At 54.2% G+C, this 12,164-nt stretch carries 9 protein-coding genes and 1 pseudogene; 6 read left to right on the top strand and 4 right to left on the bottom strand.

Features of this window, described 5'->3' with window-relative positions:
- Positions 1-1,002 (bottom strand): annotated as a pseudogene (locus tag GKAS_RS12770) (ATP-binding cassette domain-containing protein); the annotation flags it as partial.
- Positions 999-2,114, bottom strand: a complete 1,116-nt coding sequence (gene macA / locus GKAS_RS12765; RefSeq protein WP_035894677.1) for a macrolide transporter subunit MacA — start codon at positions 2,112-2,114, stop codon at positions 999-1,001. The pseudogene GKAS_RS12770 and the gene macA, both read right to left, overlap by 4 nt.
- Positions 2,115-2,275: 161 nt before the next feature.
- Between macA and GKAS_RS12760 the strand changes: the two genes are divergently transcribed.
- The gene (locus tag GKAS_RS12760) at positions 2,276-3,226 is read left to right on the top strand and encodes a VirK/YbjX family protein (protein ID WP_035894676.1); all 951 of its coding nucleotides are present in this window, start codon (positions 2,276-2,278) and stop codon (positions 3,224-3,226) included.
- Here the strand turns inward: GKAS_RS12760 and GKAS_RS12755 are convergent.
- Positions 3,223-4,881, bottom strand: coding sequence for an ATP-dependent endonuclease (locus tag GKAS_RS12755; protein WP_035894675.1), 1,659 nt, complete (start codon positions 4,879-4,881; stop codon positions 3,223-3,225). The genes GKAS_RS12760 and GKAS_RS12755 overlap by 4 nt on opposite strands.
- A gap of 377 nt (positions 4,882-5,258) precedes the next feature.
- Between GKAS_RS12755 and aqpZ the strand changes: the two genes are divergently transcribed.
- From aqpZ to GKAS_RS12730, 5 genes are all read left to right on the top strand, one after another.
- The gene (aqpZ, locus tag GKAS_RS12750; RefSeq protein WP_035894674.1) at positions 5,259-5,951 is read left to right on the top strand and encodes an aquaporin Z; all 693 of its coding nucleotides are present in this window, start codon (positions 5,259-5,261) and stop codon (positions 5,949-5,951) included.
- Positions 5,952-6,140: 189 nt separating this feature from the next.
- Complete coding sequence (locus tag GKAS_RS12745; RefSeq protein ID WP_035894673.1) at positions 6,141-7,040, top strand: LysO family transporter; 900 nt, start codon at positions 6,141-6,143, stop codon at positions 7,038-7,040.
- Positions 7,041-7,185: 145 nt separating this feature from the next.
- The gene (gene hcp / locus GKAS_RS12740; protein WP_035894671.1) at positions 7,186-8,838 is read left to right on the top strand and encodes a hydroxylamine reductase; all 1,653 of its coding nucleotides are present in this window, start codon (positions 7,186-7,188) and stop codon (positions 8,836-8,838) included.
- Between the two features lie 10 nt (positions 8,839-8,848).
- Entirely contained in the window at positions 8,849-9,817 is a 969-nt protein-coding gene (hcr, locus tag GKAS_RS12735; protein ID WP_035894670.1) for an NADH oxidoreductase, read from the top strand.
- Between the two features lie 192 nt (positions 9,818-10,009).
- On the top strand, positions 10,010-11,626 hold the full coding sequence (locus GKAS_RS12730) for an FAD-NAD(P)-binding protein (protein WP_035894669.1): 1,617 nt from the start codon (positions 10,010-10,012) through the stop codon (positions 11,624-11,626).
- 59 nt (positions 11,627-11,685) lie between these two features.
- Here GKAS_RS12730 and GKAS_RS12725 read toward each other — a convergent pair whose 3' ends face one another.
- The gene (locus tag GKAS_RS12725) at positions 11,686-12,120 is read right to left on the bottom strand and encodes a DoxX family protein (protein WP_035894668.1); all 435 of its coding nucleotides are present in this window, start codon (positions 12,118-12,120) and stop codon (positions 11,686-11,688) included.
- Positions 12,121-12,164 lie beyond the last annotated feature (44 nt).

Genomic DNA, 12,164 nt, shown 5'->3' with positions numbered 1-12,164 from the left:
AGGTCGTCATATTTCAGCGACTGCTGATACTGCGGATCGTCATCACCCGAAATCTTTCCCCGGATAGACGTCAATGGTATTGGTGCCGATGGCGCGGATATCGGCCAGCACCATCTGCTTAGCCGCATCGCCCACCACGACGATAGAGACCACCGAGGCAATGCCGATAATAATGCCAAGCATAGTCAGCAGCGTACGCATCTTGTTGGCGACCATCGCGCGCCAGGCCATCGATAACGCTTCACGGAAACTGTTGCTGAACTGCCGCCAACCGGACGCGTCCTGTGCCGCTGGCTCGCGGGCTGCCGCCGCGGTCTGACGCGCTGGCGGGTTACGAATAATTTCCCCGTCGCGAATCTCAATCACCCGCTCAGCCTGCGCAGCAACCTGCGGGTCGTGAGTAACAATAATAACCGTGTGGCCCTGCTCTTTAAGCTGATGCAGTATTGCCATCACCTCTTCACCCGAACGGGTATCAAGCGCGCCGGTCGGTTCATCGGCGAGGATCACCTGGCCGCCGTTCATCAACGCGCGGGCGATACTCACGCGCTGCTGTTGACCGCCAGAAAGCTGTGATGGCGCGTAGTCCACGCGATCGGCAAGCCCAAGGCGCTGCAATAGCTGTCTGGCGCGCTCAAGGCGGGCTTTGCGTTCCATGCCAGCATACACGGCAGGCACTTCAACATTCTGCGCCGCCGTAAGGTGAGACAGCAGATGATAGCGCTGGAAGATAAAGCCAAAATGCTCGCGCCGCAGCGCCGCCAAAGCGTCACTATCAAGCGTTGCGACATCGACCCCGGCAACCCGATAGGTGCCGCTCGTCGGCTTATCAAGGCAACCGAGAATATTCATCAGGGTCGATTTTCCAGAGCCAGAGGCCCCGACTATCGCCACCATTTCACCGGCGTTGATCTGCAGGGAGATCCCCTTCAACACATCGACGCTGCCGTCACCAGACGGATAGCTTCGGCGAATGCCACTGAGTTCAAGCAGCGCGGTCATTTTACCGCCCCGGCTTTACCTTCTCCGATAATGACCTCATCCCCTTCTTCCAGCCCTTTAGCAATTTCAACGTCGGTGTCATTACGCGCGCCAATGACCACCTCACGCATTTTCACTTCTCCATTACGCAGCAGGCGCACGTTATAGCGGTTTTCGCCGACGCTATCGCCGAGTGCGGAAAGCGGGATAGTCAGTACATCGTTTACGCCACTCAGTTGAATATGCACCTGAGCCGTCATATCAAGACGCAGCACCGCCTGCGGGTTAGGGACTTCAAAACGGGCATAATAGAAGATGGCGTCGTTGACCTTTTCCGGGGTAGGCAGAATATCTTTTAGCGTGCCCTCATAGCGGGTCATTGGGTCGCCAAGTACCGTAAACCAGGCTTTCTGCCCCGGTTTGAGATGAATGACGTCGGCTTCGGACACCTGCGCTTTAACCAACATCGTACGGAGATCCGCCAGCGTCAGAATATTAGGAGCCTGCTGGGCCGCGATAACCGTCTGTCCCTGTAAGGTGGTAATCTGCGTCACTTCGCCCGCCATCGGCGCCACAATGCGCGTGTAATCGAGGTTGGTTTTTGCGGTATCAAGAGAAGCCTGGTTACGCTTAATCTGCGCGTCAATCGTGCCTATTTGCGCCTTTTTAACCGCCATTTCGGTGGCTGCGGTATCGAGATCCTGGCGTGAAACCGCCTGGGTTTTTGCCAACTGCTGCTGACGTGAAAAGGTCACGCTTGCCAGCTTCCATTCGGCTTCCGCTTGCTGGCGCTGCGCCCGCAGCTCCATCAACGTCGCTTCCACCTCTTTTATCTGGTTCTGCGCCTGCTCCGGGTCGATAACCCCCAATAGCTGGTCTTTCACCACTTTGTCGCCGATATTCACCGACAGCGTTTTCAACTGACCGCTCACCTGCGCGCCGACGTCCACTTTGCGCAGCGCATCGAGTTTACCGGTGGCCAATACGCTTTGTTCAAGAGAGCCCTTGCGAACAATCAACGTCTGGTAGTTGGGTAATGGCGCATTTAGCGTTTTCCAGACCGCTACCATAGCGATTACCACGACGATAGCCGCGATCGCATAGCGTTTTTTAAACTTTCCCTTGATGTTCATAAAAATCCTGAATTCCCCAGTGTATTCGACAGAATGTAAAAGCAAGCGTAAACCAAAGATAAACAACTTCTAAAGAAACCTAAGATTTATCCGATGATTGAGATTCGGTTTAATTTTCCAATTGTAAACTTTTTAAAAGTTTATAACTCAGGTCGTCAGCTATGTCTCAGCTCAGTGATAATTCGCTCACCCCAACTCGTTCATTTACCAGCCTTGGCCTATTTTTCAGCCTATTGAGTGGACAATGGCGCCCAGGGGAACACTGGCACCAACGCAGCTTTCGGCGGAAGTTTATGCTGCGCTCTCTATTAATGCCACGATTAAGCCGTGACTTAATGCGTGAGCTTTCACAGTGGCCGAATCTTAGCGCCGTGATGGCCCGTCAGCCGCGCCTTCCTGTTCGGCTGCATCGCCCCTACCTGGCGATGAATTTTGATCGCCATATGGTGCTGGATGCCCTGCGTTATCACTATAAGCTGTTATCAGAGACAATGTCCCCAGAAGAGTTTGGGACCTATCTGAATTCGCAGTATTTACCGCTCGCCAAAGTCGAGGGGAAAAACGGTGAGATATTCAGCTTTGAAATGACCATGGAAATTAACCTGGACAAAGAAGGCGAGAGTACGCTCATTGTCCGTAACAACGACGGTGAAACGCTAGCGGAAATGACCTTCACCGTCCTCAACTACAATGCTAAGCGGACGCTGTTTATCGGCGGGTTACAGGGAGGCAGACGCGACCTTCCTCATGAAGCCATTCAGGAGGCCACCAAGGCTTGTCACGGATTGTTCCCTAAACGCGTGGTCATGGAAGCTGTGTGCCAATTTGCCAAGCGTCTGCAGGTTGAGCAGATCCTTGCCGTCAGCAATGAAAAACATATTTTCCGCAGCGAACGTTACCACGATAAGAACAAAAAAGTTCTCTCAGATTATGATGTGTTCTGGGAAGCCGTCGGGGGGATCTGCGATGAAGAGGGATACTTCCATATCCCTCTTGAGATACCTCGCAAGGATATTGCGGATATCGCCAGCAAAAAACGTGCGGAATACCGTCGTCGCTATGCGCTACTGGATGAAATCCAGCAGCAAATTCAGTTCACCGCTCAGCGTTAATCCGCTTTCCCGCGCGCCAACCAGACGACGCGGGAAAACATTTTCTTCAGCAGCGGCGGCACGGCTTCGGTTCCGCGCCGGCCTGCCTCCATTGCCACCTCAATCGCCAGATCCGGCTTCGACGAGCGGTGAATAGCCTTGGTAATCACCCGCCGCATATTCATCGGAATATTTTCCGGCAACTGCGCTACGCGATGATAGACGCTGGAAAACCCCTGCTTGTACATAAAGTGTTCCATATCCAACGCCGGCAGCGTGGTCAGATGATGGTGCTCCTGGTCCCGGTCGTTGTTCACTAAACTGCGCACGGTCGCCGCATACTTTTTCCCCGCTTCATCGCCATCGACCAGCACGTGCCACTCGATACCCATTCGGCTGGCAAACTTAATCAGCGGTTTTAATCCCGACTGGGCAAACTCAATAACCTTCACCCCTTCAGCATCAAAGTGGTGGCCGCACTGACGCGCGAGTTCGTTGATGACCCAGGTCTCAGTCTCCCCTTCTACCAGCAACCAGCAGCGGGCAAACAGAGAGGAAGCACGATTAAAGCGGATATGGAAAGAAATACGTCGGCTGTCTTCGGCGTTCATGCCTTCCGGACCTAAGCGCCAGGCGGATACGCGAGAGGATTCGCGCACCAGCCGACAGACGTACTGCATCGGCGTCAGTGACAGGAGTTCGCCTGAGTTAGTGGTGGCAATACGCTGCAAAGGCAGCAGGTTCAGCAGGCTCCAGGCGACGGATAGCATAATCGGGTGCAGTCGCGTTTCCGGGTCCTCCACCAGCAGCAGCGGCCGGGCATCTTTGTCCAGCCTGACCGTCCCTTTCGCCTGAAGCAGAGTAGAAAACATGCCCAGCAGAATCACCCGGTGATTACGCGCACCGGGCTTGTCTATCATTCGGTTAATAAGATCAAGGTAGCGCCAGCTCCGCTGTTCATCATGGGAGCGACGGCGCATTAAGCGCTGAATTGCCGGGCCGGAACCCTGCTCAGAAAAGTAGTGTTCCAGCAGTTGCCCCATTGCCGAGAGGCCCTGGCGGATTTGCCCGTCGCTCAAGTTTTGCGGGCTGGTGACCAGTTCGCGTGACAGAAAATCCAGCTGGCGGGCGGTAATTTCCACATCCGGTACGTTTGGCACCGTACCATTACGAATGCGCCGCATAAAACGGGCATCGCGCAGGCGCAGCACCGGCATCAGGCGAATTAACTCGCGAGCACAGGCATCGATATCATCAAGCTCCAGCGCCTGGCCGTCACAGTCAATAAAACTGCGCAGGGTCAACACGCTGCCGTCTGCGCCAAGCTCGCCCTCAAGGCGATAGAAAATTCGCTGGTAGCCGTCGGGGCATAACGACCAGCAGCCAGATAACCCACGGTAACGTCGCCCACGATAACGACCGGGTTCATTCTCGCGAAAGGTCAGAATAATATGCAGGTGGTGTTCGCGCCCCTGGACATCCCCCGGAGGGAACCAGAAATCATTACGGACGAAGTGGTAAAGCCCTTCATGCGGGGAAAGCAGCAGCGTTAATGCATCCAGCAGGCTCGATTTACCCCAGGCATTTTCGCCGATTAAGACATTATTTTGCTCCAGCATTAACGACAAACGGTTAATGCCGCGAAATCCTGCAATCTCGGTGCGTTCAAGAAGCATAACTCCTCCGTAACACAGGGCGCGCCTGCACTCCTTTCATCTTCGCAGTATAGCGGGATGCAGTGTCGTTGACACCCGCTTACAGCCTCACTTTCAGACGGAGTGATGCTTTATTAACCTCTAAAAGTAATAAAGTGCGCTCTCAATCACTCTTCACGATTATTCCGAAAATAATCCACTACACTCTAATTCAATGAATGGATTGTCTAAGGATTAACACCACATTGTTTTGCATCAAAGTTCGCGTATTTATTTAACTGGTTAAGGGATGACGTTAGTTTTTAAAATAACGCTGACTATACCTGCCGCTCATTTAAGGTCGGTATAAATTCAGTCGTCATCCTTTATGACGATGATATTTTTGATTCGAGGTGGTTATGTTTAGAAAATTGGCAGCAGAGTGCTTTGGCACCTTCTGGCTAGTATTTGGTGGTTGCGGTAGCGCGGTTTTGGCTGCAGCGTTCCCAGAGTTAGGGATTGGCTTTGCGGGTGTTGCGCTGGCGTTCGGTTTAACCGTTCTCACCATGGCTTTTGCCGTAGGGCACATTTCTGGCGGTCATTTTAACCCGGCAGTGACGCTGGGCCTTTGGGCGGGCGGTCGTTTCCCGGCTAAGGATGTTATCGGTTATATTATTGCTCAGGTTGTTGGCGGGATTATCGCCGCGGCTATTCTGTACCTCATCGCCAGCGGTAAAGCTGGCTTTGATGCAGCAGCCAGCGGCTTTGCGTCTAACGGCTATGGCGAACACTCACCAGGCGGCTACTCCATGCTGTCTGCTATCGTGATTGAAATCGTGCTGACCTGTGGCTTCCTGCTGGTTATCCACGGTGCAACCGACAAGAATGCGCCTGCTGGCTTTGCGCCAATTGCTATCGGTCTGGCGCTGACCCTGATCCACCTGATCAGCATTCCTGTGACGAACACCTCCGTTAACCCGGCGCGTAGTACCGCTGTGGCTATCTTCCAGGGCGGCTGGGCACTGCACCAGCTGTGGCTCTTCTGGGTAATGCCAATTATTGGCGGTATCCTGGGTGGCCTGATTTATCGCACTCTGCTGGAAAAGAAATAAGTAGCCTGTAGGCCTGATAAGCGTAGCGCCATCAGGCAGCGACAGACACATTGCCGGATGGCGGCGTTGCCTGATCCGGCCTACAAAGACCCGCTCTGCCGGGTCTTTCTTTTTTCGTGGCTTTACTCAGAATGGGGTTTTCGGTAGTGTCTGTGCGCTATTTCAAAACTGCAAGGAACTGAGTCAGTCATGTTATCGGGATTGCTAATCATTCTGGTGCCGCTAATTATCGGTTACCTCATCCCCCTTACCCATCGCAGCGCACTGCAAATAATCAACCGTCTGCTGAGCTGGATTGTTTACCTTATTCTCTTTTTCATGGGGATCAGCCTGGCATTCCTGGATAATCTGGCCGACAACCTGTTAGCCATTTTCCACTATTCTGCTATTAGTATTGTGGTTATTTTATTGTGCAATACGCTGGCGCTTTTCTGGCTTGAAAAAGCCCTGCCCTGGGGACATCCTCACCACCAGGAAAAATTACCATCGCGTTTAGCCATGGCGCTGGAATCATTAAAGCTATGCTTTGTGGTTATTGCCGGTTTTGCGGTTGGGCTCAGCGGATTCTCTTTTTTACAGCACGCGACCGATGCCAGCGAATATACCCTTATCTTCCTGCTGTTCCTTGTAGGTATTCAGCTAAGAAATAGTGGTATGACATTACGGCAGATAATTCTCAACCGCCGCGGCATGGTCATTGCGCTGGTTGTCGTCGCCAGTTCGATGGTAGCCGGAGTGATTAACGCTTTTCTGCTCGGGTTACCGATTAAAACCGGGATGGCGATGGCGTCCGGATTCGGCTGGTATTCGCTTTCAGGTATTCTTCTGACTGATGCTTATGGCCCGGTCATCGGCAGCGCCACCTTCTTTAACGATTTGGCGCGCGAACTACTCGCCATCATGTTAATTCCAGGATTGGTTCGCCGAAGCCGCTCCACCGCGCTGGGGCTTTGCGGCGCAACCTCAATGGACTTTACCCTGCCGGTGCTGCAGCGCTCTGGCGGCGTCGAAATGGTGCCTCCCGCCATCGTCCACGGCTTCCTGCTGAGCCTGCTGGTTCCTCTGATGATGGCCTTCTTCACCGCCTGATACCTCTATGGCGGTAGCGCTCGCTGCCGCCAAAATTGCGCTAAATCAACCTCCCTGTAAGTTGCACCAAAAATGCCTTTTCAAGGCTTAGCACCAGGCTTACCCTTAAACATGTATATTAAATATAACTTTAAAAGGTGTGACCATGTTTTGTGTGCAATGTGAACAAACCATCCGTACTCCGGCAGGGAACGGCTGCTCTTATGCACAGGGTATGTGCGGTAAGACCGCTGAAACATCCGATCTGCAGGATTTGCTGATTGCGGCCCTGCAGGGTCTATCCGCATGGGCGATTAAAGCCCGCGAATACGGCATCATCAGCCACGATGTCGATAACTTCGCCCCGCGCGCGTTCTTCTCTACCTTGACTAACGTTAACTTCGATTCCCCGCGCATTGTCGGCTATGCCCGTGAAGCGATCGCCCTGCGTGAAGCGCTGAAAGCGCAGTGCCTGGCCGTAGACGCCAACGCCACCGTTGATAACCCAATGGCCGACCTGCAGCTGGCGAGCGACGATCTGGGTGCCCTGCAGCAGCAGGCCGCTGAGTTCACGCCAAACAAAGATAAAGCCGCTATCGGCGAAAATATTATGGGCCTGCGTCTGCTGTGCCTGTACGGCCTGAAAGGTGCGGCTGCCTATATGGAGCACGCCCACGTACTCGGCCAGTACGACAACGACATCTACGCGCAGTACCACAAAATTATGGCGTGGCTGGGTACCTGGCCTTCCGACATGAACGCTCTGCTGGAGTGCTCAATGGAAATCGGCCAGATGAACTTCAAAGTGATGAGCATTCTGGACGCGGGTGAAACCACCAAATACGGTCACCCAACGCCAACTCAGGTCAACGTGAAAGCGACCGAAGGCAAATGCATCCTGATCTCCGGCCACGATCTCAAAGATCTCTACAACCTGCTGGAACAAACCGAAGGCACCGGCGTTAACGTCTATACCCACGGTGAAATGCTGCCAGCACACGGCTACCCTGAGCTGCGTAAGTTCAAACATCTGATCGGTAACTACGGCAGCGGCTGGCAGAACCAGCAGGTAGAATTCGCCCGTTTCCCTGGCCCAATCGTGATGACCTCTAACTGCATCATCGACCCAACCGTGGGCGCCTACGACGACCGTATCTGGACCCGTAGCATCGTCGGTTGGCCAGGCGTGAGCCACCTCGAAGGCGACAACTTCGGTCCGGTTATCGCTCAGGCGCAGCAGATGGCAGGCTTCCCATACAGCGAAATCCCGCACCTTATCACCGTCGGTTTTGGCCGTCAGACCCTGCTGGGCGCTGCGGATACCCTGATTGACCTGGTGAGCCGCGAAAAACTGCGCCACATCTTCCTGGTCGGCGGCTGCGACGGCGCACGCGGTGAACGTAACTACTTCACCGATTTCGCCACCAGCGTACCGGACGACTGCCTGATCCTGACCCTGGCGTGCGGTAAATACCGTTTCAACAAGCTGGAGTTTGGCGATATCGAAGGCCTGCCGCGTCTGGTCGATGCTGGTCAGTGTAACGATGCTTACTCAGCCATCATCCTGGCGGTCACGCTGGCAGAAAAACTGGGCTGCGGCGTGAACGACCTGCCGCTGTCTCTGGTGCTCTCCTGGTTCGAACAGAAAGCGATTGTTATTCTGCTGACCCTGCTCTCTCTGGGCGTGAAAAACATCGTCACTGGCCCAACCGCACCAGGCTTCTTCACGCCGGACCTGCTGGCAGTGCTCAACGAGAAGTTCGGTCTTCGTTCCGTGACCACCGTTGAAGAAGATATGAAGCAGCTGCTGAGCGCGTAAGGAGTACAGAATGACCATGCCAACAAATCAGTGCCCGTGGCGGATGCAGGTTCACCATATCCATCAGGAAACGCCGGACGTCTGGACAATTTCGTTGCTCTGTCACGATTATTATCCTTACCACGCCGGGCAGTACGCACTGGTCAGCGTGCGCAACTCAGCAGATACGCTGCGTGCCTACACCCTCTCTTCGACTCCGGGCGTCAGCGAGTACATTACGCTGACCGTCCGCCGTATTGACGACGGTGCCGGTTCACAGTGGCTGACCCGCGACGTGAAGCGCGGCGACTATATCTGGCTGTCCGATGCAATGGGTGAATTTACCTGTGAAGATAAAGCCGACGACAAATTCCTGATGCTGGCCGCCGGCTGCGGCGTTACGCCGATTATGTCGATGCGCCGCTGGTTGGCGAAGTACCGTCCAGAGGTCGATGTGCAGGTTATTTTTAACGTGCGCTCACCGCAGGATGTGATTTTTGCCGAGGAATGGCGGCAGTATCCGGTCACGCTGGTTGCAGAAAACAACGCCACGCACGGCTTCGTTTCTGGCCGTCTGAGCACCGAACTGCTGAAAAGCGTACCGGACCTCACCTCTCGTACCGTGATGACCTGTGGCCCTGCGCCATACATGGATATGGTCGAGAAAGAGGTGAAGGCGCTTGGCGTGACGCGCTTCTTTAAAGAGAAATTCTTCACCCCGGTGGCTGATGCTGCAACGAGTGGCCTGAAGTTCACCAAGCTGCAACCGGCAAAAGAGTTCTACGCGCCGGTGGGCACCACGCTGCTGGACGCGCTGGAAAGCAACAAAGTGCCGGTAGTGGCTGCATGCCGCGCGGGTGTTTGCGGCTGCTGCAAAACCAAAGTGGTTTCCGGCGAGTATACGGTCACCAGCACCATGACGTTAACCGAGGCGGAAATCGCCGATGGTTACGTGCTGGCGTGCTCCTGTCATCCGCAGGGCGATCTGGTACTGGCGTAAACTGCGCTATGATGTAAAAAAGCCATCCGGTAAAAACGGATGGCTTTTTTTTGCTTGCGAGAAAAGGATAGTGATTTGCGTGTTGTGTATATTGAGGAGATTGTCTGCAATGTGTGCATGAAGCAGATATAAATTATTCACAAACGAGTCAATACCCCCGACCCTCTGTCAAGCGTTTCAAAAAGGAGCCACATGAAAAAAGTCGCCATCGTCGGCGTCGGCCCCACCGGGATCTACACCTTTCATGCGCTGGTAGAACGTGGTGAACCGCTGGCAGTACTGCTCTATGAGAAAGCCGAACAGGCGGGCGTCGGTATGCCCTACAACAACGAAAACAACTCTGAACATATGCTGGCAAACATCGCCAGTATTGAGATCCCCCCCATTGAAATCACCTATCTGACGTGGCTACAAAACCAAAGCGATGACTACCTCGCGCAATTTGGCGTAGAACGTACCGCTCTTCACGAGCGACAGTTTTTGCCGCGCGTGATCCTCGGCGACTATTATCACGATCGCTTTTTAGCCCTTGTCGACAAGGCTCAGGGATTGGGCTTTGAGGTTTCCGTAAATGAATCCAGCGAAGTCACCGATCTACGTGCAAACCCGGAAGGGGTCTCACTGTGGATAAACCACTCATCGCAGCCCGTTGATGTCGATTTTGCCGCCGTCGCCACCGGCCATCTGTGGCCTGGAACGAGTCCGTCGCCACGTCAATATTTCCCTAGCCCTTGGACCGGCCTGATGGACGCACAAATTAATGCCTGTCGGGTGGGCATTCTGGGCACCTCCCTAAGCGCTATCGACGCGGCGGTCGCCGTGGTGTGCCAACATGGAAGCTTCATTACCGATACGGATGGCGCAATTCGCTTTACACGCAAACCGGGCAGCCAAAACCTGAAGCTGACCCTGATGTCTCGCACCGGTGTGCTGCCAGAGGCTGATTTTTACTGTCCTCTTCCCTATGAGCCGCTGACTATCGCCACCGTAGACGCCATTGAGCGCACTATTGCACAAGGTCAAAACGGACTCCTGGACCGCATCTTTGAACTTATCGTGAAGCAATTGCAGGAAGCGGCTCCGCAATGGAGCGAGCAAATATGCCTCGAAGCGCTCACCGCCGATACGTTCTCCGACGCCTGTTTTGCCGACCGCATTCACTACGATCCATTTGACTGGGCGAGGCTTAACCTGCTGGAAGTTGAGCGCAACAAACAGCAGCAGCACACCGTGGCATGGCGCTATACCCTGCTGCGGCTGCATGAGGTTATCGAAGATATCGTGCCGTATCTCGATGAGACTGACCGCGCACGGTTCAAACACGGACTGTCGCGGGTGTTCATCGATAACTATGCTGCCATTCCTTCTGAGTCCATTCGTCGGGTGCTGGCGCTGCACGATGCCGGGCTGATTGAGATAGTGGCGTTAGGGGCAGATTATGAACGCAAGAATGATCGGGGCAAGACGGTTATTTCTCACGACAACCAGCGCCATGAATTTGATGTGTTTATTGATGCTCGTGGGCAGAAGGCATTGAAAAGCAAAGATATCCCTTTCCCCACATTGCGCAATCAGCTTCTCGCCTGTGGCGATGATATCCCGGATATCGGCGAAGATTATACGCTGCAAGCGCCGGAGGATGCCCGTGGGCGCATTGCCTTCGGTGGGCTGCCGTGGTTAATGCACGACCGTCCGTTTATTCAGGGCCTGGTGGTCAGCGCGGAGATTGGCGCAGCAATGAGCAATGCGCTGATGCAACATGCGGTCAGACGGCGGAAGAAACGGTGGTTGCGTGATGAAGATGATTAACGTTGTTTTTTAGACAGAGGCGAGCGAACTCGCCTCTACATGATGTTTTTAAAGAGCGGCTACTGCCAGGCTGACTTCCCGCCCAGCGCATATTTCCCCGCACCGAGAAACGCAATTGCCAGCGCCGCAACGAAGAAGTACACCAGGCTCTCAATTGCCCATGCACCGGTTTTATCCAGGGCGCCGGTCTCACCCAACCCTACCATCAGCCATGCGACCACCATGGTAAACGCTAAGACCAGCGCCGCCGGGCGCGTCAACACGCCGAGGATCAGCAAGATAGGCGCCACCACCTCACCCACCAGCACGCCATAGGCGATAAAGCCCGGCAGCCCTTTTGCCACCAGCATGGCGCTGATGCCATCAACCCCGCCAAACAGCTTGTGCAGCCCGTGGAACAGCATCAGCCCCCCCACGACAAAACGCAGTAATAATTTGCCGAAATCTTCGTGCGACAACGCGCGGTTTACTGCCTGGAGCAATTTTATAATCATTTGAATTTTTCCCTGTTTATCCCTGTAGAACATCTACGGTACTG

The sequence above is a fragment of the Kluyvera ascorbata ATCC 33433 genome, from assembly GCF_000735365.1.
In the GTDB taxonomy this organism is placed as follows: domain Bacteria; phylum Pseudomonadota; class Gammaproteobacteria; order Enterobacterales; family Enterobacteriaceae; genus Kluyvera; species Kluyvera ascorbata.
Note: the sequence above shows the minus strand (reverse complement) of the source record. Positions and strands in the feature narration are given on the sequence as shown.